Source organism: Clostridium sp. Marseille-Q2269, assembly GCF_943736985.1.
GTDB lineage: Bacteria > Bacillota > Clostridia > Clostridiales > Clostridiaceae > Clostridium_F.
In genome coordinates, this window is sequence record NZ_CALSFS010000002.1 from 236,998 (window position 1) to 263,442 (window position 26,445).

The 26,445-nt window shown below is 28.0% G+C and carries 21 protein-coding genes and 1 other annotated feature; of the genes, 2 read left to right on the forward strand and 19 right to left on the reverse strand.

Annotation, left to right across the window (positions count from 1 at the left end):
* Positions 1-12: 12 nt before the first annotated feature.
* The 16 genes from typA to NGI68_RS05160 all read right to left on the reverse strand — a co-directional run bounded on the left by typA (position 13) and on the right by NGI68_RS05160 (position 17,171).
* Complete coding sequence (typA, locus tag NGI68_RS05085) at positions 13-1,842, reverse strand: translational GTPase TypA (protein ID WP_251860407.1); 1,830 nt, start codon at positions 1,840-1,842, stop codon at positions 13-15.
* 590 nt (positions 1,843-2,432) lie between these two features.
* Positions 2,433-4,130 carry a ribonuclease J gene (locus NGI68_RS05090; RefSeq protein ID WP_251860408.1) on the reverse strand — a complete coding sequence of 566 codons (1,698 nt, stop codon included), beginning with the start codon at positions 4,128-4,130 and terminating at the stop codon, positions 2,433-2,435.
* Between the two features lie 49 nt (positions 4,131-4,179).
* Positions 4,180-4,632: a Fur family transcriptional regulator gene (locus NGI68_RS05095; protein ID WP_251860409.1), complete on the reverse strand. Its 453-nt coding sequence runs from the start codon at positions 4,630-4,632 to the stop codon at positions 4,180-4,182.
* A 132-nt stretch (positions 4,633-4,764) separates the two neighbouring features.
* Positions 4,765-5,022: a DUF1292 domain-containing protein gene (locus NGI68_RS05100; protein ID WP_251860410.1), complete on the reverse strand. Its 258-nt coding sequence runs from the start codon at positions 5,020-5,022 to the stop codon at positions 4,765-4,767.
* 19 nt (positions 5,023-5,041) lie between these two features.
* Positions 5,042-5,449, reverse strand: coding sequence for a Holliday junction resolvase RuvX (gene ruvX / locus NGI68_RS05105; RefSeq protein WP_251860411.1), 408 nt, complete (start codon positions 5,447-5,449; stop codon positions 5,042-5,044).
* A 233-nt stretch (positions 5,450-5,682) separates the two neighbouring features.
* On the reverse strand, positions 5,683-5,934 hold the full coding sequence (locus tag NGI68_RS05110) for an IreB family regulatory phosphoprotein (RefSeq protein ID WP_003385813.1): 252 nt from the start codon (positions 5,932-5,934) through the stop codon (positions 5,683-5,685).
* A 115-nt stretch (positions 5,935-6,049) separates the two neighbouring features.
* Positions 6,050-8,689, reverse strand: a complete 2,640-nt coding sequence (gene alaS / locus NGI68_RS05115) for an alanine--tRNA ligase (protein ID WP_251860412.1) — start codon at positions 8,687-8,689, stop codon at positions 6,050-6,052.
* 57 nt (positions 8,690-8,746) lie between these two features.
* Positions 8,747-8,922, reverse strand: a binding site (T-box leader).
* 127 nt (positions 8,923-9,049) lie between these two features.
* Positions 9,050-10,078, reverse strand: coding sequence for an AI-2E family transporter (locus NGI68_RS05120; protein WP_251860413.1), 1,029 nt, complete (start codon positions 10,076-10,078; stop codon positions 9,050-9,052).
* Between the two features lie 11 nt (positions 10,079-10,089).
* Positions 10,090-10,578: a PRC-barrel domain-containing protein gene (locus tag NGI68_RS05125; RefSeq protein ID WP_286010083.1), complete on the reverse strand. Its 489-nt coding sequence runs from the start codon at positions 10,576-10,578 to the stop codon at positions 10,090-10,092.
* A 165-nt stretch (positions 10,579-10,743) separates the two neighbouring features.
* Positions 10,744-11,172 (reverse strand): Fe-S cluster assembly scaffold protein NifU, encoded by a 429-nt coding sequence (gene nifU / locus NGI68_RS05130; protein WP_251860415.1) that lies wholly within the window; start codon positions 11,170-11,172, stop codon positions 10,744-10,746.
* A gap of 1 nt (position 11,173) precedes the next feature.
* A complete protein-coding gene (gene nifS, locus NGI68_RS05135) occupies positions 11,174-12,367 on the reverse strand; it encodes a cysteine desulfurase NifS (RefSeq protein ID WP_251860416.1) in 1,194 nt (397 codons plus the stop codon).
* Positions 12,360-12,806 (reverse strand): RrF2 family transcriptional regulator, encoded by a 447-nt coding sequence (locus NGI68_RS05140; RefSeq protein ID WP_251860417.1) that lies wholly within the window; start codon positions 12,804-12,806, stop codon positions 12,360-12,362. The genes nifS and NGI68_RS05140 overlap by 8 nt, the downstream gene beginning before the upstream one ends.
* A 164-nt stretch (positions 12,807-12,970) precedes the next feature.
* Positions 12,971-14,215 carry a replication-associated recombination protein A gene (locus NGI68_RS05145; RefSeq protein WP_251860418.1) on the reverse strand — a complete coding sequence of 415 codons (1,245 nt, stop codon included), beginning with the start codon at positions 14,213-14,215 and terminating at the stop codon, positions 12,971-12,973.
* Positions 14,216-14,409: 194 nt separating this feature from the next.
* Positions 14,410-15,177 carry a histidinol phosphate phosphatase gene (locus tag NGI68_RS05150; protein WP_251860419.1) on the reverse strand — a complete coding sequence of 256 codons (768 nt, stop codon included), beginning with the start codon at positions 15,175-15,177 and terminating at the stop codon, positions 14,410-14,412.
* Between the two features lie 123 nt (positions 15,178-15,300).
* A complete protein-coding gene (locus tag NGI68_RS05155; RefSeq protein ID WP_251860420.1) occupies positions 15,301-16,209 on the reverse strand; it encodes an AEC family transporter in 909 nt (302 codons plus the stop codon).
* Positions 16,210-16,304: 95 nt separating this feature from the next.
* The gene (locus NGI68_RS05160; RefSeq protein ID WP_251860421.1) at positions 16,305-17,171 is read right to left on the reverse strand and encodes a DegV family protein; all 867 of its coding nucleotides are present in this window, start codon (positions 17,169-17,171) and stop codon (positions 16,305-16,307) included.
* Between the two features lie 1,167 nt (positions 17,172-18,338).
* On the opposite strand from NGI68_RS05160, the gene yedF reads away from it, so the two are divergent.
* On the forward strand, positions 18,339-18,923 hold the full coding sequence (gene yedF / locus NGI68_RS05165; protein WP_251860422.1) for a sulfurtransferase-like selenium metabolism protein YedF: 585 nt from the start codon (positions 18,339-18,341) through the stop codon (positions 18,921-18,923).
* 123 nt (positions 18,924-19,046) lie between these two features.
* Here yedF and NGI68_RS05170 read toward each other — a convergent pair whose 3' ends face one another.
* The gene (locus NGI68_RS05170; RefSeq protein WP_251860423.1) at positions 19,047-20,414 is read right to left on the reverse strand and encodes an alanine/glycine:cation symporter family protein; all 1,368 of its coding nucleotides are present in this window, start codon (positions 20,412-20,414) and stop codon (positions 19,047-19,049) included.
* A 683-nt stretch (positions 20,415-21,097) separates the two neighbouring features.
* On the opposite strand from NGI68_RS05170, the gene NGI68_RS05175 reads away from it, so the two are divergent.
* A complete protein-coding gene (locus NGI68_RS05175) occupies positions 21,098-21,751 on the forward strand; it encodes a DUF4397 domain-containing protein (protein ID WP_251860424.1) in 654 nt (217 codons plus the stop codon).
* A 117-nt stretch (positions 21,752-21,868) separates the two neighbouring features.
* Here NGI68_RS05175 and NGI68_RS05180 read toward each other — a convergent pair whose 3' ends face one another.
* Entirely contained in the window at positions 21,869-22,345 is a 477-nt protein-coding gene (locus NGI68_RS05180; RefSeq protein WP_251860425.1) for a stalk domain-containing protein, read from the reverse strand.
* A gap of 292 nt (positions 22,346-22,637) precedes the next feature.
* The gene (locus NGI68_RS05185; RefSeq protein WP_251860426.1) at positions 22,638-26,399 is read right to left on the reverse strand and encodes a phosphoribosylformylglycinamidine synthase; all 3,762 of its coding nucleotides are present in this window, start codon (positions 26,397-26,399) and stop codon (positions 22,638-22,640) included.
* Between the last annotated feature and the right edge of the window lie 46 nt (positions 26,400-26,445).

The following is a 26,445-nucleotide window of genomic DNA, read 5'->3' on the forward strand; positions in this document are numbered from 1 at the left end:
GAATTATAATGCCTATTTGCTTTTTCTTATTGTAGCTTTTCTTCTTAATTCTGAATCTAATATTTTCTTTCTCATTCTTATATTCTTTGGAGTAACTTCTACTAATTCATCAGAAGCAACGAATTCAAGACATTGTTCTAATGACATCTTTGTCACTGGAACTAATTTTAAAGATTCATCAGCGCCTGAAGATCTAGTATTGGATAAATGTTTTTTCTTACATACATTAACATCTATATCCCCTATTCTAGAACATTGTCCTGCTATCATACCTGAATATACTGGGGTTCCTGGCTCTAAAAATAGTATTCCTCTTTCTTGGGCGTTAAACAATCCATAAGTTATTGCTTCCCCTGATTCAAATACTACTAATGATCCTCTTGACCTTTCAGCTATTTCTCCCTTATATGGCTCATAATCTTCTAGCACATGATTCATTATTCCATTACCTTTAGTATCAGTCATAAATTCATTTCTGAATCCTATTAATCCTCTTGCTGGAACTTTAAATTCTAATCTTGTATAACCATTTATAGCTGAAGTCATATTAACCATTTCAGCTTTTCTTGGTCCTAATTTTTCCATAACTACACCCATAAATTCTTCTGGTACATCTATAGTTAATCTTTCAATAGGCTCCATCTTCTTGCCATTTTCTTCTTTGAATATAACTGTTGGTTTTGAAACTTGGAATTCGTATCCTTCTCTTCTCATAGTTTCTATCAATACAGATAAATGAAGTTCTCCTCTTCCACTTACTTTAAAACACTCTGCTCTATCAGTATCTTCTACTCTTAAGCTTACATTAGTTTCTAATTCTTTTATAAGTCTATCTCTTAAATGTCTTGATGTAACAAATTTACCATCTTGTCCTGCAAAAGGAGAATCATTAACCATGAAATTCATACTTAATGTAGGTTCATCTATTTCTACAAAAGGAAGAGCTTCTGGTTCATTAACATCTGCTACAGTTTCCCCTATATTAATATCTGGTATACCTGCTACTGCTACTATATCTCCTAATTTGGCTTCTTCTGTTTCTATTCTAGCTAATCCGTTATAAACATATAATGAAGATATTTTTACAGTTTCTACGTTCCCATCTCTTCTTATTAAGGATACTTGTTGATTCTTTTTTATGCTTCCTCTTTCTATTTTACCAATACCTATCTTACCCACATATTCGTTGTAATCTATAGTTGTTACTAGCATTTGGAACGGTTTGTCTATATGTCCCTCTGGTGATTTAACATTTTTAATTATAGCTTCAAACAAAGGTTCCATATTGATTGCTTCATCTTCCATTTCATTTTTAGCTATACCATCTCTAGCAGAACAATATATTACTGGAAAATCTAATTGTTCATCATTAGCTCCAAGTTCTACAAATAAATCAAATATTTCGTCTAAAACTTCTTCTGGTCTACCATCAGGTTTATCAATTTTGTTTATTACTACTATTGGTTGTAGATTAAGTTCTAATGCCTTTTTAGTAACAAACTTTGTTTGTGGCATAGCACCTTCATAAGAATCTACTACTAATAAAACACTATCTACCATTTTTAATACACGTTCAACTTCTCCTCCGAAATCCGCATGTCCTGGAGTATCTACTATATTTATCTTGATGCCATTATAATTTACAGCAGTATTTTTAGACAATATAGTTATTCCTCTTTCTTTTTCTATGTCATTAGAGTCCATAACTCTTTCCTCTACCTTTTCGTTGTCTCTAAAAACGTGGCTTTGTCTTAAAAGTGCATCTACAAGCGTTGTCTTACCGTGGTCAACGTGAGCAATTATGGCCACATTTCTAATGTCATTTCTAACAAATAAACTCATATTCTTTCCTCCAATTATTAAATTAAAAAACTTATATATTTTATCTCACAGATAAGTACCATTAGCCTATTATCATAAAAATGGCACTAAGTCCCGGATAAATTCACTAATCTTTAGCAAAAGCTATTACTTCTTCTAAAGGCAAGTTCTGAATAAATATTTTTGATTTTATTTTTAAAATCTTTAAATAAGCATTTTTAAATAAAATACTATTTACTCAAAAAAATTGGATACTTCCTAGTATCCAACTTGGTTCACCTTATTATTTTAATATTATACTCAAAAAAAGTCAACTTATGTAGTATATTAATTTATTTATCTAAAACTATATCTACTATTTACTTAAACATTTTCATTATATCTTACTTTATTATTACAAGTTTTTTAAGAAAATTTAATTATTTAAGTATATATAAGTTAAAATTCTCTATAATAAGGTTTATCCCATTTAAATAGTTAAAAAGCTATGAATAGGAAATATTACATTTCTAAAATTCATAGCTTTTCTTTTTTTATTAATAATATTTAAGATAATCTTAAAACATTTAATAAAAAACTATTTTTAATGATGTCTTATATAGTATATATTGCTATATTTCCATTATAATTGGTAATATCATAGGTTTTCTCTTTGTTTTTTCATATAAGAAGCCTCTTAAAACATCCTTTATATTAGTTTTAATTGCAGCCCATTCAGTAATATGATTTTTTTCACATTCTTCTAGGGCTTTCTTTACTAAACCTTTAGCTTCTTCCATCAAATCTTCTGATTCTCTTACATAAACAAAACCTCTTGATATTATATCAGGACCTGCAATAACAGAACCTGAAACTTTCTCTATAGTAACAACTACTGTTAATATACCATCCTGAGATAAATGTTTTCTATCTCTTAATACTATATTTCCTACATCTCCTACACCTAATCCATCTACAAACACCTGACCTGACACTACAGAACCATTCTTTTTAACACCATCTCTACTTACTTCTATAACATCGCCTATATCTGAAACCATAACATGATTTTCTGGCAATCCCAATTGGCAAGCAAGTTCTCCGTGTTGTTTTAAGTGTCTATATTCTCCATGAACAGGTATAAAATATTTAGGTCTTACTAATGTATGCATAAGTTTAAGTTCTTCCTGGCATGCATGACCAGATACATGGATATCTGCAAGTGTTTCATATATAACATCTGCACCCTTTTTAAATAACTGATTTATAACTCTAGATACCAGTTTTTCATTACCTGGAATAGGTGTTGCAGATATAATTACCTTATCACCAGGCTTTATATTTACTTTCTTATGCTCGGAAGCTGCCATTCTAGAAAGAGCTGACATAGGCTCTCCTTGGCTTCCTGTAGTTATTATAACTACTTGGTCATCTGGATATTTATTTATAGCATCTATACTTATAAATATATTTTTTTCTGCCTTTATATATCCAAGATTCATAGCTACTTCCATAATATTTTCCATACTTCTGCCAGACACAGCTACTTTTCTTTTATATTTTTCAGCAGCTCTTATTATTTGCTGTATCCTATGGATATGAGATGCAAAGGTAGCAACAATTATTCTTCCTTTAACTCCTGCGAATATATTTAGAAAGGCTTCCCCTACAGTACTTTCTGACATTGTATAACCTGGCCTCTCTACATTTGTGCTATCAGCCATCATAGCAATAACTCCACGCTTTCCTATTTCAGAAAGTCTAGCTAAATCTGTAACATGACCATCTATAGGAGTGTAATCTATTTTGAAATCTCCTGTATGAAGAACAACTCCTAGGGGTGTATGCACAGCTATAGCTACTGTATCTGCTATACTATGACTAGTTCTTATAAATTCCACAGAAACATTCTGAAGTCTAATTATTTCCCTTGGTTTTATACATTTTAACTCTACAGAACTTAATAACCCATGTTCCTTTAATTTACTTTCTACTATACCTAATGTAAGCTTAGTCCCATATACTGGTACATTCACTTCTCGTAGAACATATGGTAATGCTCCTATGTGATCTTCATGACCATGAGTTAAAAATATACCTTTTACTTTGTTAATATTCTTTTTAAGATAAGTTATATCAGGAATAACCACATCTATTCCTAACATATCGTCGTCTGGAAACTTAAGACCGCAATCTATAACTACTATATCATTCTTATATTCTATAACAGTTAAGTTTTTGCCAATTTCATTTAAGCCACCTAAAGGAATAATCTTTACTTTATCCTTCTCCTTATCTTTTACTTTATCTCTTTCTTTGTCCAATCGCAAACTTCTTCCCTCCTTTTTCTTTTAAGTTTTCATCATAGTTTCATCTTTTTTATTTTTCTTGACATTCCTTGCAGATACCGTAGAACTTTAAACTATGATTTTCTATTTTAAAATTATATTCTTTTTCAATATTTGCCTCTAATTCTTCTAATAAATCATCTTTAACTTCTATTACCTTATTACATTTACTACATATTAAGTGATGATGTTGATGGTTCTCATCTTCATTTATCAATTCATATCTACTACACCCATCATCTAGATCTAATTTATATATAACGCCCATTTCTTCTAAAAGTTGTACTGTTCTATATACTGTTGCAAGACCTATTTCTGGACATTCTTCTTTTACTAAATCGTATAACTCTTCCGTAGTTAAATGGCTACCCTCATTCTTTTTTATCATATCTATAATTGCTCTTCTTTGAGGCGTTAACTTATATCCCTTAGATTTTAATTCTTCCTTTAACTTTTCAATTTCTTCTCTCTTAAAATCTGCCACTTTTCATTCCACCTTTTTAACTACTATATTTTAATATAAGTTTAATACAGTATTATCCCATTGTCAATTGATAATCTTTATCTGTAAATTAAAATTATATTCATTAATTTTCTTTATAAAATTAAATCAAAACTATTGTTCTTCTGAAAACAATAATTCATAAGCCTCTGCTACCATGCTAAATTCTTCATCATCTTCCACTGCTACTAATACGTCTTCACCTTCGTCATTGCTGTCTATTCTAAGAGCTATAGCCTCTTCTACTTCTTCATCCTTAGGAACTACAACTACATATTCTTTATCTTCTATATCAAGTTTAGTTATTACCTCAAACTCAGTTTCTTTTCCATCTTCATCTGTTAATGTTATTGTATCTACATTATTATCCATATTATCATCCTCCATATTTTTACAAACTATCTAAGTAACCCTGTAATATATACGTAGCAGCCACTTTATCTACTATTTTTTTTCTTTTAGAGCGAGACAAATCTGCCTCTAGCATGGCTTTTGTAGCAGCTACAGTTGTTAGTCTCTCATCCCACATTTTTATTTCAATATTAGTATGTGCTTTTATTAAATCACAAAATTCAAGAACCTTTTCACTTTGTGGTCCTAATGTACCATTCATATTTTTAGGAAGCCCTGATACTATAGTATCTACTTCATATTTATCACATATTTTTTTTATTTCTTCCAAATCATATGCTTCACTTTTTCTTCTTATAGTTGTAATTCCTTGTGCTGTAAAACCTAATGGATCGCTTATAGCTACTCCAATAGTTCTATCACCTATATCTAGTCCCAGTATTCTCATAAATCTCTCCTAAATATTTTTTATATGAAACTTCAGTACATAGGAGTAATCACTTCAAATAATAAAATTACTATGTATTCATAAAACTCCTATAACACAAAAGTAATACATTTACAATTTAATATATTTTCTATGTAATATTAATTTTGCTAAAATTTAAATCTTTAGCTGTACTATTTATCTATTATTTCCATATTTAAAATAAAAATGCCCTAAAGGGCATTTTTATTTTTTTAATTTATCCCTAAATATGATTTTATTACTTCCTCTAGTATCTCATCTCTTTCTAGCTTTATAACTAATGATCTAGCTCCATTATAATTAGTTATATATGTTGGGTCACCAGAGATTAAATATCCTACTAGCTGATTTACTGGATTATAACCTTTTTCTAATAAAGAATTATAAACCTTTGTAAGTATTTCTTTGGTTAATGTTTTTTTGTTTTCTACAGGATCAAATTGTATTGTTTTATCTCCACTCATTTTATCACCTTCCTATACAATCTTTAACGATTGCAACTTTTCTATGGAGCAACCAATATTTGAGTGTCTTTATATTCTTTAAATATATTATAAGACATATTCATTAAAAAGTATACTATTTAACTAAACTTTCCACTACACTTTCTACAGTTTTTATAGCTTCCTCTAGTTTATTTGGATCTTTTCCACCTGCTTGTGCCATGTCTGGTCTTCCACCACCACCGCCACCGGCTATAGTTGCAACCTGTTTAATTATTTTCCCACAATGTATTCCTTTAGCTACAACATCTTTTGTTGCCATAGCAATAAATACAACTTTATTTTTATTGCTACTTCCTAATACAACTACTCCACTTTTCATATTTTCTCTTATTTTGTCTCCTAAATCTCTTAAAGCATTTCCATCTATATCTCTTACTACTGCAGATGCCACTTTAACACCTTTTATTTCTTTTATATTATTTAATATTTCATCCTCTGCTCCACTTGCTAATTTTAATTTTAAATTTTCTATTTCTTTTTCATTTTGTTTTATTTCTAAAATTTGATTATTTAATTTATTTAATAATTCTTTTTCATTACATTTTAATATTTGAGATGCTTCTTTTAATATGTTATTTTTGTTATCTAAATATTCCATAGCTTTAAAACCAGTTAATGCTTCTATTCTTCTTATGCCTGCAGCAACTCCAGCCTCTGAAACTATTTTAAACATTCCAATTTGTCCACTATTACTTACGTGAGTTCCTCCGCATAATTCTTTACTAAAATTTCCTACAGAAACCACCCTAACATCATCTTTATATTTATTATCAAACAAGGCAATAGCACCATCTTGTTTTGCTTCTTCTACATTCATCACCTTAGTATTTACATCATTAGCTTTCATTATTTCCGTGTTTACTATTTTTTCCACTTCTTTTAACTCACATTCTGAAACTGCTTCGAAATGACTAAAGTCAAATCTTAATCTCTCATCATCCACATAAGAACCTGATTGTTGCACATGCTCTCCAACTACCTTTTTCAAAGCAGAATGTAATATATGGGTTGCTGTATGATTTTTTCTTATGTTATTTCTTCTTTCTTCATTTATTCTTAATATAATTTCATCATCCAGTGTTACTTTTCCCTGTAAAATTTTTACAAAATGAAGTATTTTACCTGATATGTTCTTTTTACAGTCTATAACCTCTGCTTTAAAATTATTATTATATATAATGCCTGTATCGCCTATTTGACCTCCCATTTCAGCATAAAATGGAGTATTTAAAGCTACTATTATTCCCTCATCACCTTCTTTAAGTTGGTTTTTAAACTCTTCATTTTCTATAATCAAAGCTACCTTTGACTTAGTTTGTATTTTATTATACCCTTCAAATTTTGTATTTATAGTTAAATCTATTTTATTTAAAATAGTATCTTCTGCTCCCATATAGTTAGTCTCTTCTCTAGCAGATCTAGCTCTTTCTCTTTGTTCTTTCATTTCTTTTTCAAAACCTTCAATATCTATGCTTATACTCTGTTCTTCTAATATTTCTTCTGTTAATTCTACTGGGAATCCATAAGTATCATATAATTTAAATGCTTTGTCTCCTGAAAGAATTTTATTTTTATTGTTTTTAACATCTTTTATATAGTCATTTAATATTTGCATTCCAGCATCTATAGTTTCATCGAATCTTTCTTCTTCTAACTTTATAACTTTCTTTATATAATCTTTTTTTTCTTCTAATTCAGGATAATTTTTATAAGAATTTTTTATTACTATGTCTGTTAAGCTATGTAAAAAAGTATGATTTATACCTAAAGTTTTTCCATGTCTTGCAGCTCTTCTTAAGAGTCTTCTAAGAACATATCCTCTCCCTTCATTAGAAGGTAGTATACCATCACTTATCATAAAAGTAATACTTCTTATGTGATCTGTTATTATTCTTATAGATATATCTTTTAATTTTTCTTCTTTATATCTAGCTCCTGAAAGATTACAAACCTCATCTAATACAGCCTTTATAGTATCAACTTCAAATATACTATCTACATCTTGCATTATGGTAGCCATTCTCTCAAGTCCCATACCTGTGTCTATGTTAGGATTAGCTAATCTATTATAGTTTCCTTCTTGATCTTTATCAAATTGAGTAAATACTAAGTTCCAAAATTCTACTATTTTATCTTCATCACTGGCTTTCACAAATTCCTCTGAAGTTGTAACTTCTCCAGCTCCTCTATCAAAATGTATTTCTGAACAAGGTCCACAAGGGCCTAAGCCATGTTCCCAAAAATTATCTTTTTTTCCTAACCTAAATATTCTTTTAGGATTCACATCTGTTTTACTTACCCATATATCAAAGGCTTCATTATCATCTTCATATATAGTTACATATAATTTATTCTTAGGCAGCTTTAAAATTTCTGTAATAAATTCCCATGCCCATGGAATAATCTCTTCTTTAAAATAATCTCCAAAAGAGAAATTTCCCATCATTTCAAAAAAAGTACCATGTCTTGAAGTTTTACCTACATTTTCAATATCTCCAGTTCTTACACATTTTTGACAAGTTGTAACTCTTTTACTTGGTGGAACTTGAAGTCCTGTAAAATAAGGCTTTAACGGAGCCATTCCTGCATTTATCAAAAGTAGACTTTTATCATTTTTAGGCACTAAAGAAAAACTTGGCAATCTTAGGTGCTCCTTACTTTCAAAAAATCTTAAGTATTCCTCTCTTATTTCGTTTAAACCCATTCTGTCCATGGTTTATCTCTCCTTCATTTTTTATATTTTTATAAATAAAAAAACTTTCAATCCCTGAAAAGGGACGAAAGTTACATTCCGCGGTACCACCCTAATTTAAATACACATTTGTATTTACATCTTCTAAAAATAGCTCCTAAACAGCCTTCAGTATGAACTCTAAGAAGTTTTCACCATCCACTTCCTCTCTATATAAAGCTACTATACTTACTCCTTTTAATCATCACCATATATTTATTTAATCTTATTATGCTCAAATTATAAATAAAAATTACCACTATGTCAAGATATGCAAAAAGATATACAAAAATTTATAAGTATTCTATCTTTTAAACTTTATGTTACCTAAAAATATATTATTTAAAATAAATAATAGTTTAAATCTTCATATATAATTTTTATTATAACTCCTATAGGTATAGCTAAAACCATTCCCACAAGGCCATATATCTTTCCTCCTATTAAAAGAAGCAATATAACAGTCAAAGGATGCATATCTACACTATCTCCTGTTATTTTAGGAGACAATATATCTCCTTCTATTTGTTGTATAGCATACAATAAAATAAAAGCCCAAATTGCTATTTTAGGTGATTTAGTAAAGGCTATTAATATAGCAGGTAGTGATCCTATAATAGGTCCAAAATAAGGTATTATATTGAAAAATCCATTTACTAGAGACAATAATATAGGTAATCTTATACCTAATACTATTAATATGGAAAAAGTAAGTACAGTTATTATTAAACATAATATCATTTGGCTTATAATATATCTAGCCAAAATTTTATCTATATCTTCAAATATATTTTTCACTATATTCCTAATCTTGATTGGAAAAATCATAAAAAATTTTTGTATTATGTCTTTTCCTGAAGCTAAAAAATAATATACTATTATTGGAATAACAGCATAATCTAATATATTTTCTCCAAAACCAACAAATTTATTTAAAATATTATCTCCCATTATTATTGTATAGTTTTCAACCTTTTTATTTATTTTGGTCAAAATACCACCCAATATTTTATTATTGTTTAATAAATTGATTCTACTATATATATAGTCTATATACTTTTTAACATTTTCTATAGATCCGGTTATATTATGGGCTTCTTTTATTAGATTAGGTATTATAGAAATAATAAAAATCCCTATAATTATTACTAATGATAAAACTAAAATTAATGCCGAAAACTTCTCATTTATACCCTTATTCTTTAAAAATACGTGTATAGGTTTTAGTATATAATAAATAACAAAAGATATAAAAAACAAAGAAATTATATCTCTAGCTATGTCATTTTTCATAATTATAATAAAAACTACTAAAAACACTAATACAAAAAACAATAATTCAATATATAATTTTTTATGATGTTTTTCCATAATATTTACTCCTATGAATTTATTTTATTCTTAAGCATTATCTTAAAATCTAAATTTTTACTTTTATAATTAAAATAGAGTAAATTCTTTTCTCCTAATATTATTTCATTAAGACTTATTACTTTCTTTCCTTTTATAAAATTATTTAAAAATCCCATAGATATTATAAGTGCAGAAATTCTAAAATCATCTTCATTTATTATTATATCTTCAATAACTCCCATTAAAACTCCATCTATATCTATAACTTCTAAATGTTTTATATCATTAAAACTTAAATATTTTCCTTTTTCTAATTTTTCTACCACCATATTTTTATTTATAGATACTATATCCTCTATAAGTGCAATATTATTTTTATTTAAAAATTTATATGAGCTTACTTCAAATCCTATAATTTTTTCTTCATTGAAATCTACTAATATATCCTTTATAAAACCTGCTTTTTTACCATTGTTATAATATACATTCATATATTTAAAGTATTTACTTCTATACATAGTTACTCCCTTTATATCAATATTTTAAAATCACACCTTGAACTATAACTTGTATTTTCATTATTACTATATATTTAGTTTTATCAAAAAATAAAAAAATACCCTCTTAATTGAGGGTATTTCAAATTAAAATTTCTTATGTTAAGCTAACTTAATTTATTACAATTAGTTACCATGTACATGTTCGTGAATATGTTCAGAATGAGTCTTCATTTCCCATGGCTCTAAACCTTGAGATATTCTGTATTCATTTATTGCTTTGTGTATAGCTTCTTCTGCAAGTACAGAACAATGCATTTTTACTGGTGGTAAGCCTTCTAAAGCTTCAGCCACTGCTTTATTAGTAAGTTTCCATGCATCCTCCAATGTTTTACCCTTTATAAGTTCTGTAGCCATACTTGATGATGCTATAGCAGATGCACATCCAAAAGTTTTAAATTTTACATCTTTAACTATATTATCTTCAACTTTTAAATATATTTTCATTATATCGCCACACTTAGCGTTTCCTACTTCACCTACTCCATTAGCATCCTCTATCTCTCCAACATTTCTAGGGTTTCTAAAATGATCCATTACTTTTTCTGTATACATATTATTTTGCCTCCTTGTTTTTCATATAATCTTCCCAAAGTGGTGACATCTCTCTTCTTTGTTTTATTATCTTAGGAAGTACTTCTAATACATAATCTATATGTTCTTCTGTATTCTTAGCTCCTAAACTTAATCTTAAGGAACCATGAGCTACTTCATGTGGAAGTCCTATTGATAAAAGCACATGAGATGGATCTAAAGATGCTGAAGCACAGGCACTTCCTGTAGATGCAAATATTCCATTCATATCTAAATCTAATAACAATGTTTCCCCTTCAATTCCTATAAAACTAAAGTTAACATTATTAGGCAGTCTTTTACTCATATCTCTAGGCCCATTTAGTTTTACTTCAGGTATTCTTGTTTCTATTTCTTTTATTAACTTATTTCTTAAATTACATAATTTCTTATTTTCCTCTATCATATTCTCCACAGCCAATTCTATAGCTTTACCAAGACCTACTATTCCAGCTATATTTTCTGTGCTAGCTCTTTTCCCTCTTTCTTGTCCTCCGCCATGAATTAAATTTTGTATCTTAACTCCATTTCTTATATACAATGCGCCTATACCTTTAGGCCCATAAAATTTATGAGCAGACATAGATAATAGATCTATATTCATGTCCTTTACATCTATATCTATATGCCCCATAGCCTGAACTGCATCTGTATGAAAATAAATATTTTTTTCTCTACATAATTTACCTATTTCTTTTATTGGTTCTATAGTTCCTATCTCATTGTTAGCAAACATTACAGAAACTAAAATAGTTTCATCTGTTATAGCAGTTTTTACATCTTCTACACTTACAAAACCTTCTTCATCAACTGGTAAATAAGTTACTTTAAAGCCTTCTTTCTCTAAAAATTGTGCTGTATGTAATATAGCATGATGCTCTATTTTCGTAGTTATTATATGTTTCCCTTTATTTTTATTAGCATAAGCTATTCCTTTTAAGACCCAATTATCTGCTTCTGAACCACCACTTGTAAAGAATATTTCATTTTTTTCTGCATTTAATGCTTTTGCTACTCTTTCTCTAGCTATATTCACAGCTTTTTTTGTTTTATCTGAGAAAGAATACAAAGAAGATGGATTTCCAAAGTTTTCAGTGAAAAATGGAAGCATCTCTTCTAGTACCTCTGGTTTTGTATAAGTAGTAGCTGAATAATCCATATAAACTTGTTTATTCATTATGTTCACTCCTTTTAATTGGTGAATTTATTTTTTTATAGTCTTCTACCATATCTTGTAAGGTAGTTGATTCCATTATATTATCTAAACTTTCCTTTATCTTTACCCACAAAAGTCTAGTTGCACAACACTCTGCGTTACCGCAACTATCTTCGCCTTCTAAGCAACTAGATATTTCTATAGGGCCTTCTAAAACCTGCATAATATCTGCTACAGTTATATCCTTAGGATGCCTATTTAGTATATATCCCCCTTGAGCGCCTCTTATACTTTTTATAAGTTTAGCTTTTCTAAGCGGAGAAAATAACTGTTCCAAATAATACTCAGATATATGCTGCCTTTCGGAAATATTTTTTATAGAAATTGGTTGCCCACCGTAGTTAATTGCCAAATCTACCATAGCCTTTACTCCATATCTACCCTTAGTTGACAACTTCATTTAATCACATCCTTTTAATGTTGACCACTTTACTATGATTTATTTTTATAATAGCAAACCTGAGTAAAACTGTCAACAATAATTAATCAATTTTTTAGGAAATTTTTTATAAAAAAGTATAGTCTTATTTTGTATAAGACTACATTAAAATATTAGTTTTTTATTCACTTTTTTAGATTTTCCCAATATTTTTTTAGATTTTCTTCATATTTATTATGTTGAGTTTTATAATATACCTTATCTTTTAGGGCTTTAGGAAGATATTCTTGATTAACATAATGATCATTAAAATCGTGAGGATATTTGTATCCTCCTACACCTAAATTTTTAGCACCATAATAATGAGAATCCTTAAGATGGTCCGGTACATCTCCAAAATTAGTGTTTTCTAAGTCTCTTATAGCATTTTTTATGGCTAAGTAAGAGCTATTTGATTTTGGTAATGTGGCTAAATATATAGTAATCTCAGATAAAATAATTTGTGCCTCTGGAAGTCCTACTTTTAAAGCTAGTTCTATACCTGAATCTACAACAGTCAATGCATTAGGATGAGCCAATCCAATATCTTCTGCCACTATTACTGATAACCTTCTTATGACAGATGTAATATCTCCACCTTTTATAAGTCTTGCTAAATAATGAACTGATGCATCAGGATCACTTCCTCTTATACTTTTTTGAAATGCACTTAAAATATTATAATATTCATCTCCTGTAGCGTCTGCTCTAATATTGGACTGTTTTAAAGATTCTATATACTCTAAAGTAATTTTTATATCAGGTCCACATTGTGAATTTACAGCTAGCTCTAAAATATTATAAGCCTTTCTATAATCACCTTGACATATTTCCCCTATATACTCTAAAGCTTCCTTACTATACTGTATATTTATATCTCTATCTATTAGTTTATTTATAGCCTTTTCTAACCCTAGTATAATATCATCTTTACTTAAAGGTTCAAATTTAAATATATTACACCTACTTAAAATTGCTTTATGTATAACAAAATAAGGATTTTCCGTAGTACTGGCTATTAATATTACCCTTCCATCCTCTATGAATTCTAATAATGCCTGTTGTTGTTTTTTAGTAAAATGTTGTAGCTCATCTATATATAAAACAACACCATTATAATTTAGTAAACTATTCAAACTAGCAGTTATTTCTTGAATATCCTTGATGGATGCTGTGGTTGCATTCAATTTATAGAATTTTTTATCTACATAATTTGCCACAATATTAGCTAAAGTAGTTTTCCCAGTACCTGGAGGTCCATAAAATATAGAGTTGTATATAGCTTTATTTTTCAGCAAATTATATAGGGGTTTGTTCTCTTTTAATATATGTTTTTGCCCCACAAAATCTTCTAATTTGTTGGGTCTCATTAAATCTGCTAAAGGTCTCATACTCTCACCTCATTCAAAAAGACTTTAACTTTTATTGTAAGTTAAAGTCTTTATTTTATCAAGTTATTTGCTTAAATTCTAGAAAATCCTATACAAATTTTAGTTTTTATGATAATTTATAAAATCTCCTTAAATTTAATACTGTAAATAAGGACTACGCTTAAAACACTATATACACAAAGTTATGATAAACACTACTTATCATATTCAGGTTTTCTATTTTTATAATACACAACCTTTAAATTACAATAGTCTGCCATTTCTTTTGCAAGGCTTAATCTACTTCCCATATCTTTAGCAGTATGGGAATCTGATCCTAACGTAACTGTTTTCCCACCTAGTTCATAAAATCTCTTATATATTTTAACTAGATTTTCTACAACCTTTTTATCACTTAATCTTCTAGTATTTATTTCAATAGACTTTTCTTTTTCTGCTAAAATCTTTAAAACTTCATTTATATTTTCTTTAAAAATATTATAACTTATTTCTGGTTCTTTATATCTAGCATATCTTGAAATATAATCTATATGTCCTAAGCTATCTATAAAATCATACTTTTGTAAATTATATTTCATGTTATCAAAATAAATATGAAAGGCTTCATCTTTACTTTTATCTTTATAAAATTCTTCAAAATATAGATCCATTTTATTTATTAAGTGAATAGACCCTATTACATAATCAAAATTTCCGCTGCACACCACGTCTTTTCCTTCTACTATAAGGTCTTCTTCCATGCCTAATTCTATACCTAAAAGCAATTTGTCATTTCTATATTTATTATACTTTTCAAAATAAGAAGGTACATCAAAGCAAAACTTATTTTCATTTTTTAATCCTAAATCCATATGCTCTGTTATTATTATTCCCAAATTGTTATTTTTAGAAGTCTCTATAACTTCATCTATAGTCATTTCAGAATCTGTTGAAACTTCAGTATGTAAATGCGTATCAAACATTTGCCCACCTCTTTATAATATTAAATTAAATTTAAAAGTGAATAATTAAAATTTATATCTATATTATACATTATAACTTAAGTTTTTGTTATAATAGTACATATTTTAATATAACAATTATATTCAAGTTATAAAATATACTATACAAGGTATTGTTATAATGGACAATATAGTTGTCATAAATACACATTTAGCTGCTAAAACTGCATCTCCATCATACTCTTCTGCAAGAACAGTAGCCAATACTGCTGTGGGCATAGCTTCTAATATTACACATATCTCTAATACAAGCTTATCTGCCTTTAATATAATCATTAAAATATAAACTAAAAATGGTATTATTATAAGTCTAACAAAAGAACCGTAGTAAGCTTCTGTTCCTGTAAAAATTTCCTTTATATTTATATCTGCTACCATAGCTCCAACTATTATCATAGACAAAGGAGTTGTCATAGCTCCTACATATTGTAATGATTTATTTATTGGCATAGGCACAGGAATTGAAAACAAAAGTATAAACATACCTAAAACTGTAGCTATTATACCAGGATGTTTAAGTATAGATTTTAAATTTTTAACATCCTTCTCACCTGTATATATCATAATTCCTGCTGACAACATAAATATATTAAAAGGTATACCAAAAATAGAAGCATAAAACACTCCAATTTTACCATACAAAGCTTCTATTACAGGATAACCCATAAAACCACTATTAGAAAATATAGTAGAAAATTTAAGAACTTTCTTAGCCCTTTGATTATATTTAACAAAAAATATTCCACTTATTAATATTAGTACTATATGTATAATTAGCGAATAAACAAAAAACATCTTAGCTTTTTTTATCATGTCGCCAGTAAAATTATAGTTAAAAGAAGAAATTATGAGACAAGGCAAAGTAACTTTAGATAAAAGCTCAGAAAGTTTTTTATTTGTTTCTTCAGTTAAAATTTCTTTTTTCCCACAAACAATTCCTATAGCCATTATTATAAAAAGAATTAATACTTGATTGATAATATTACTATTCAAAAAAACCCTCCATATTTTAAATTGTTGTTTAAATATTTGCAAAAATAAAAATCCCCCTGTTTATTATACTAAAAAGGAGGATTCTTTTATATGATTTATATATTATTCTCTATAAAGCATAACGCCAACATACCGTCTCCACAGTGTGCTCCCATTCCTATACCTAATTCATTAACTATAAAATTCTTTACACCAAACTCTTCTTTTAGTGCTTCTACTAATTTTTCTGCTTCTTCCAAGCAATGTCCATGAACTATACCAACTGTTACCTGATCGTAATTGATACATTTCTCCTTAAATCTATCTAAAATATATCTTATAGCCTTTTTCTTTCCTCTTATATTAGTTACATTCTTTAGAGTACCATCTTTTTCTATGTGTATAATAGGCTTTATGTTTAATAAGGTTCCTATAGTTGCTGAAGTTGCTGATACTCTTCCCCCTCTTTTTAAGTGAGTTAAGTTTTCAACCATAAACCAATGATTAACTTTATCTTTATTCTCATTTATCCATTTTACTATTTCATCTTTAGATTTACCTTCTTTGGCCATTCTAACAGCATTATATACTAATAACCCTTCTCCTATAGATGAACATTTGGTGTCTATTATAGTTATGTCAGCATTTTGATTTTCTGATAATATTTCCTTTCTAGCCACTTTAGCACTATTCACAGTACCGCTTAATCCAGATGACATAGCTATATATATTATAGGTCTTTCATATTTTAATAATTCTTTAAATTTTTCTTCAAATCTATATTCATTAATCTGACTGGTAGAAGGCATCTCACTGTTTTTAATACCTTTATAAAATTCCTCATAAGATAATGTCTTTCCAAAATCATCTTCCCAATCTTTCCCTTTAAAATTGCACATAAGCCCTAAAAAAGGTATATTATTTTCATCTATAAAATCTCTTGGCAAATCACAACTAGCATCTGTAAAAATTATTGGAACCATAGTCTCACTCCTTATTTGTATTACTCTGTATCACTAGTATATTGAATTATTAACAATAAAAAAATAAATCCATCAATAATAATCATATTCTATAATTATATTCTATAAACTTCCTTTATATCCTTTATAATAAAGGACATGTTTAGATAATTTTAAGAACGCATAAAATAAAAACAACTATAAATATACCTAACATGAAGCGAAATTTCAAGTTAAAATTTAAAACTTATTTATAATTTAAGGAAATTATGACGTAAAAAGTCACTACCTTAAATTTTAAAAAAGGATATGTGGCTTGAAAGGCAATTCACTTCAATAAGAGATTCTAATTTGTTTTTCCTTAAAATATATGATTCCAAATCATCACTCGCTGAACGCTCAAACAATGATTGGGAATATACATATATTTCGGTAAAACAAATAAGGATCGCTAATTTTATTCAAATGCCTTTTACACCACATATCTCATTTTTTTAATCTAAGGAAAGATAATATAACTATTTAAAGGTAATTTTCTATGGAATAGGAAGTACAAAATGAGGATTTTACTCCTCTTTGTTACGTAAAATCTACAATTATTTTTATCATTAAAAGAAAGGGCTTTTAAAAAATTTTCGTTAGAAGATTCATGCGTAGCATGCGGGGTAAGTATATCATTCATAAAATTTACATATGTTAATTTTTATACTAAATATTTATACGTTAGCAATGAAAATTCGTATGATTAATTTCCTGAGTACACCAATTGTTTTATATTTTAAATTTAAAATATTTAAATTTAAAATATTTATATGAAACTGAAAAATTATATAACAGCCTTTAAAAGGATTAAAACAATGAATACTTTTAAGAAAATAGATATTTAGAAAAATAATTAGAATACTTTATTTATAGAATAAGATTTAAGAGTAAAGTAAACAGGACGTGGCATTAGGCCATTAGCTTAAATCTTAGGATATAAATATTAATATTCTTTATTTTTATAACCATCTATTGACTAAAAGTATTCCTTGTTTTAATTTTAATCCTTTAAAGTCTGTTACGTAACAATTTTGTTATTTTACGAAATAGTTTTGTTATTATCTATAAATATTATTTATAAGTTTGCTGGTAAATTTGTGATATAATTAAAATCATGAATAAGATTTATTTTAGGAGGCTAAAGATATGACTAAAATAATTGATTGTAAAGGACTAAAATGTCCACAACCAGTAATCAACACAAAAAAATTCTTTGATTCTATAGAAGAGGGCCAAGCTACTACCATAGTAGATAACGAAGTAGCTAAAAATAATATTTTAAAACTTTCCGAAAAGAATGGGTTTAAAAGTGAAGTAGAAGAAAAAGATTCTCTATATTACATAACTATGACAAAAGAGCACTGTATTGATTGTGAATCAATTTTATCAAATACTGATAAATTAGTTATGGTTATTTCTAAGAACGTTCTTGGTAGTGGAGATGACAAATTAGGAAGTGCTCTAATGAAAAGCTATTTATATGCTTTAAGTGAAAGTGATAAGCATCCTTCTCATTTATTATTTTTAAATGGTGGAGTCAAGCTTACAGTGGAAGGTTCTGAATGTCTTGAAAGTATAGAATCTTTGAAAAACAAAGGAGTCACTATACTAAGCTGTGGAACTTGTCTTGATTTTTATGGAATAAAAGATAAGCTTAAAATTGGAGAAATAACAAATATGTATACTATAGTAGAAGAAATGACTTCTGCAAATAACACCATATTCATCTAAATAGGGTTGCTTATATAACTTATAATTATATAACCTCTATAAACTCACACTGTCATAATTATAAGTTTATAATAAAAGCAGGAATATTTATTCCTGCTTTTAACATTTAAATTTTATATAAACTTATAAATTATGGGATTTTCTATTAGCCACTGATTGTCTTAACAAGAAATTTTCGTTATAATCTTTAAGCTCATCCTTAACTAACTTAGCCAATCCTATTAATGCTATTAAATTTGGTATAACCATTAATCCATTAAATGTATCCGCTAATTCCCATACTACAGGTACATCTAAAATAGTACCTAACACTAAAGAAATTAAATATATAGGTGTATAGAACTTCATTCCTTTTTTACCAAACAAGAATTTAACATTTAAAGCCCCAAAGAAAAACCACCCAATCATAGTTGAAAAAGCAAAGAAGAATAAACTAATAGCTACAAAAGAATTCCCGAAACCTCCAAATCCATTTACGAAAGCTTTTTGTGTTAATTCTATACCTGTAGTTTTGCCATCTAAAGATCCACTTGTAAGTATAACAAAGGCTGTACAATTTAATATTACAAATATATCTATAAAAACTCCAAACATAGCAACTAATCCTTGTTGTACTGGATGTTTTACATTTGCCACTGCGTGTGCATGAGGTGTAGACCCCATACCTGCTTCATTAGAAAATAAACCTCTAGATACTCCATATCTCATGGCTTCTCTTACAGATGCCCCTATAAGTCCACCTGTGGCAGCTCTTGGATTGAACGCTCCTACAAATATCATCTTAAAAGCTGGAATTATATTATAATAATTTTTGAATATAATTATTAAACTTCCTAATATAAATAAGGCTCCCATTATAGGTATAAGCTTTTCTGTTACAGAAGCTATACGTTGTATTCCTCCTATAACTATCATAGCTGTAAGTACTACTAATACACATCCTGTAATTATAGTTGGAACATTATATGCTTTATTTATTGCTATAGATATAGAATTTGACTGAACCATATCCCCTGTCAAACAGGCAGATACCATCATAGCAAATGCGAAAAATCTAGCTAGTTTTTTACTGCCTAGTCCATCCCTTATATAATAAGCAGGTCCTCCTAAAACCTCTCCATCTTCAGAATGAGTCTTATATTTTTGAGCCAAAACCGCTTCTGCAAATATAGTGCCCATGCCAAAAAAAGAACTAATCCACATCCAAAATATAGCTCCTGGTCCACCAGATGCTATAGCAGTAGCAGCTCCTGCTAAAATACCTGTCCCCACTTGTGCTGCTACTGCAGTAGCTAATGCTTGGAATGAACTAATTCCATCATCATTATCACTTTTAGTAAATACTTGTTTAAACATTGCTTTAAACTTCTTTACTTGTACAAAACCCAACTTAAATGTGAAAAATATCCCTGCACCACATAAAAAAAACATCAATATATATGACCATAGTACATTGTTGATATTTTTAAAAATATTTAATAAAAACTCCATAAACTTCTCCCCTTTTTATGTATGACTTAAAATGAATTTTGATTAACCCCCTTGTTGTAAATGTTATCATTTTTCAAATATTAAGTAAAATTGCTATTTATATGATTATTCTTTATTTTAAATAATTACCTTTGAATATTTTGAATTTACTGCATAATAATATTAAAACCTTAAAAGAATTGCATTTATATTAATATTTTACAGATATAATTGTTAAAAAATATACATTTCTGAATTTTTTAAAATAAATTATTTCATATTTATTAACAATCTATTTTCTTACTGTACAGTTATAAAACAGATTGTTTTTATAACTGTTTTTATTTATATTATAATGATACTGCTATATAATAAATAAATTTTAATTATTTATTAAAAATTCTATATTATATTGTCTTAATTATTATATTTATATAGTATATATTAGTAAAATATGAATGTATTTATAATTTTTTTATAAATTTTTTTATTAATTCTAAAAAGATAAAAAATTTTTTATCAATATGTTTTATAAAAATATAACAAACTATTTAGAAAATTTAAAACAAATTATTCTCTTAATTCTATATTTTTTACCTTATTATATTTAGCTAATAATTTAACAACTAAATCTAATATTATGTAACAAATTTTAGAAGTGATATATATATTAATATTGTAGAAATTTTTAGTGAGGTTTTATTATGTTTGATTTGCCTTGTTTCCATGAAAACAAAGTAAAATTTAGAAAAAGTGATGAAAAATCATATATTAGAATTCTTCATGCATCTCCAGATGCCCCTGCAGTAGATATATATATGGATGAGAATTTAATATCGGAAGGCTTATCTTATAAAAGTTTCACCAAGTACATGCCTTTAAGTTCTATGGTTCATAACATAAAAGTATTTCCTACTGGTGAAAGTGAAATGCCTATTATAGATGGAAATTTTTTTATTCCACCAAATTCTATATATACAATAGCAGCCACTGGACTTCTTAAAGATATAGCTTTATTTCCTATACTTGATAAAAAATTAGATAATAAGAACCCAAATAAATCCTATGTCCGTTTTATACATCTTTCTCCCAATGCTCCAAATGTAGATTTTTATATGAATAATGAAGAAATATTTACTAATATAGGTTACAAAAATATAACTTCTTACTATGAATTAGATCCAGATAATTACACAATTAATTTAAAACTTACTAATACAGAAGATGTAGTATTAACATCTCCTAATGCTAATTTAAAACCTAATAAATATTATACTGTTTATGCTGTAGGTTTAGCAGATGGATCACCTTCTCTACAAGTTTTAATTCCTCTTGATGGCAATTCATACATCAATTAATACTTAATTTAAATATTTTATAAAAAATAAACATCCTATTTAGTTTAAACGTTTTATTAACTAAATAGGATGTTTTAATTGCTTTATAATGTTTTTCATAATTCTTTTTCCATATACTTATCTAAGTACTACTTCTCCTGTGTTGTTATTTATTTCTATATTTATATCAAATATATCTTTAATATAGCTTTGTGGTAACATTAATTCATTGTTTATAATCTTTATATTATCATCTATTTTTCTCTTTAACTTTTTTGAGCTATTTTCTATAAAGATTATTTCTTTATTAGCTTTAATACTTTTATCCATCACATTTATTATCATATTTCGTTTTTCGTCATAATATAATTTCATTCCTAACGAGTTAGCCACATATTTTAAAGGTAAGAACACGTTATCATTTTCATCCTTAAAAGGACTAACTGTCATTAAAAATTCTTTCTTAGATCTCTGACTTTTTTTGTATTTATTTTTATTGATTTTAAAAACCGCCTTACCATATTTGTGATGGTATATAAATCTTGCAGTGGTTAAAAGAAAAGCAATTAAACTAAAAGATAAAAAGATTATGAATGTGTAGAAAATAATTTTCACTATATCACCTCTTTATTATTATAAAAAGTAAACTTCTACTACACATTATATAGTATTAAACTCAACTTCTATCTAATTTAATTATAATATTCTAGTTACTGTTTTGTCAATTTAAAATGTTTTAAATTTGTATTATTTTCAGAAAATTATTTTGGAAATTTCACCTTATAAAAGGAAATGAGAAAAGTCCATCTTAAAATAATTCTTTTTTTAAGATGGACTTTTTTTTAATACAATTTGAATTTTTCCGTATTTTTCATGCGTAACCTTTGTAAAATTATATACTTTGTATTTACTTAAAATATTCTATTCCAGACTTAAATATTTTTTGATCTTTATTACCTGGTACGTTTTTTAATGTTCCATATCCAATTCTTTCTGAATGTCCCATTTTGCCCAATATTCTACCATCTGGACTGCAAATACCCTCTACGGAAAATACAGAACCATTTGGATTATATTTTATATCACAAGCAGTATTTCCATCAGCATCTACATATTGAGTAACTACTTGACCTTTATCTATTAAATCTCTCATTATATGATCTTTAGCATAAAATTTACCTTCTCCATGTGATATAGGTATTGCATGTATATCTCCTACTTCTACATTATTAAACCAAGGTGATAAATTAGAAATGACTTTAGTATATGCGATTTTTGATTGATGTCTGCCTATATCATTATAAGTGAGAGTAGGACATTCTTCATCTATATCACGTATTTCTCCAAATGGTACCAACCCTAATTTAATTAAAGCCTGGAACCCATTGCATACACCTAACATTAATCCATCTCTAACTCTTAATAATTCCATAACTGCATCCTTAACTTTTTCATTTCTAAATATAGTTGCTATAAACTTACCAGATCCCTCTGGTTCATCCCCAGCACTAAATCCACCTGGTAGCATAATTATATTTGAGCTCCTTATTTTATAACTTAAACTATTTATAGATTCTTTTATATTATGTGAATTCATATTATTGAATACAAATAGCTCTACTTCTCCACCAACTTTTTCAAAAGCTCTTTTAGAATCATATTCGCAATTAGTGCCTGGGAATACCGGTATTAAAACCTTTGGTTTAGGAACCTGTATTCCTAATGATTTTTTATTTTCTCTTTTATATAGTGGTATATTTAAGTCTTTTTTACATTCTTTTTCTACTTTTGATATAAATACATTCTCTAGTGTACTTTCAAATCCCTTATAACACTGCTCTAATAATATTTCCTCATTTAAAATTTCTATACAAGCTTTTTCAGTGGTATATCCAATTATTTTATAATTTATTCCTTCTAATATGTTTAAATCAAAATTTTTATTAACCTCTAGTATTATAGAACCATAGTCCGGAGAAAATAACTCTTCCTTTTCTAAATTTTTTAAATTTGCCCCAAGGTTATTTCCAAAGCACATTTTACTTATAGCTTCTGAAATTCCTCCAAATTTAATAGTTGAAGAAGCTAAAACATTACCTGTTGATATTGCTTTATATACACATTCATAATTTTTTCTAAGCACATGAAAATCTGGCATATCCTCTTTGTTTCTTTTAGCCTTTATATATATGATACTGCTTCCTACTTCTTTGAATTCTGAGGATATTATTCTATCAACATTTGTAATACCTACAGCAAAAGATACTAATGTAGGTGGTACATTCATATCTTTAAAAGTTCCGGACATACTATCTTTGCCTCCTATGGCTGCAATAGAAAATTCTCTTTGAACTTTTAATGCTCCTAAAAGAGCAGCTAATGGTTTTCCCCATCTTTCTGCTTTATTTTCTAGTTTTTCAAAATACTCTTGAAAAGTAAGTCTTATATCCTTATAATCTATCCCCATAGCTACAGCTTTAGCTACAGATTCTATAACAGCATATATAGCTCCATGAAATGGACTCCATGTAGATATTTTAGGATTAAATCCATAAGTCATAACTGTTGCTGTAGTAGTATTACCTTCTAATACTGGAAGCTTAGCTGCCATACCTTCCTGTGGACTTCTTTGATATTTCCCTCCTAAAGGCATTACAACAGTGCCAGCTCCAACTGTACTATCAAACATTTCAACTAATCCTCTTTGACTACACACATTTAGGTCTTTTAGGTTTTTAATCCATTTATTTTTTATTGTTTCTTTACAATTTATAGTTGCTTTTTTAAAATAGCTTGCTTTCTCTGGAGTAGTTATAAGAGCCTTAGTCTTTTGGACTACACCATTACTATTTAAGAACTCTCTATCTAAGTCTACTATTATACTATCTTGCCATAACATCTTAAGTCTTTTCTCTTCTTTAACCTCTGCTACTACAGTAGCTTCTAAATTTTCTTCTTTTGCCAATCTAATAAACTTTTCTTTGTTCTCCTTTGAAATTACAACTGCCATACGTTCTTGAGATTCTGATATAGCTAATTCTGTTCCATCTAAGCCATCATATTTTTTAGGAATTTTATTTAAATCTATGTAAAGGCCATCTGTAAGTTCTCCAATGGCCACAGATACACCACCAGCTCCAAAATCATTACATCTTTTTATCATAACGCTTACTTCCTTATTTCTAAAAAGCCTCTGAATTTTTCTTTCTGTTGGAGCATTTCCTTTTTGCACTTCAGAACCACAGTTTTCTATAGAAGATTCTGTATGTTTTTTAGAAGAACCTGTAGCTCCACCTATACCATCTCTTCCTGTTCTTCCTCCTAATAATATAACTATATCTGAAGGTTTAGGTTCTTTTCTTATTACATTTTCCATAGGAGCTGCACCTATAACTGCACCGATCTCCATTCTTTTAGCCATATATCCCTCATCATAAATTTCTGTAACTTGTCCTGTAGCTAAACCTATCTGATTTCCATAAGAACTATATCCATGAGCTGCCTCAGTAGTTATTTTCTTTTGAGGAAGTTTTCCCTCTATAGTTTCTTCTATATTTTTTGTTGGGTCTGCACTACCAGTAACTCTCATAGCTTGGTAAACATAAGATCTTCCTGAAAGTGGATCTCGTATGGCGCCCCCCACACAAGTAGCTGCACCACCAAAAGGTTCTATTTCTGTAGGATGATTATGAGTTTCGTTTTTAAACATAACAAGCCATTTTTCTGTTTTACCATCTATTTCAGCATCCACTACTATACTACACGCATTAATTTCTGGAGATACATCTAAATCCTTCATAAGACCTTGCCTTTTTAGCTCTTTTGAGGCTATTGTAGCTATATCCATAAGACAAATAGCTTTTTCTTTTGCATATATGCAGTTTTTTATATTTTTATAATCCTCATACGCTACTTTTATAGGATTAGAATACATTCCCTGTTGTATTTTTACTTCCTCTATTTCTGTCATAAAAGTAGTATGTCTGCAGTGATCTGACCAATAAGTGTCTATAACTTTAATCTCTGTCATAGTAGGGTTTCGCTTTTCTATATTTTTAAAGTATTCTCTACAAAATTTTAGATCTTCAAAAGTCATGGCCAAACTTCTATCTTCTAGAAACTGTTTTAACTCTTCTTCACTTAAATCTATAAATTTATCTAAAACTTTTACAGGTTTTACTTCTGGCTTAACATCTTCTAAAGAATTAGGTTTTTCAATATGTGCTTCTCTAGAATCTACTTTATTTATAGAATACTGCTTAATTCTTTCTAGTTCTTCATTTGTTATATTCCCCTTTATAACATAAATTTTACTATACTTAACAATAACTCCTGATTTTTGAGTAAGTATTTCTATACATTGCGCCGCAGAATCTGCTCTTTGATCATATTGACCTGGTAAATATTCTACAGAAAAAATTTTGTCCTCCATATCATAAGGAAAGCTTTCTTCATACAAGTTATCCACATTTCTTTCTGAAAATATAGTGTACTTGGCTAAATTGTATTCTTCATCATTTATGCCACTTACATCATATCTATTTAAGATTCTCAAATCCTTTATATTCTCTATATTTAGTCCCATTTTAAAATCATTTAATATCTTTTTACTTTCAACTCTAAATTCCGGTTTTTTCTCTACGAACAATGTCTTTATTTTATTCCCCACTCTCATCCCTCTTTCCGAATATTTTTAATTATTTATTTTTTATAAT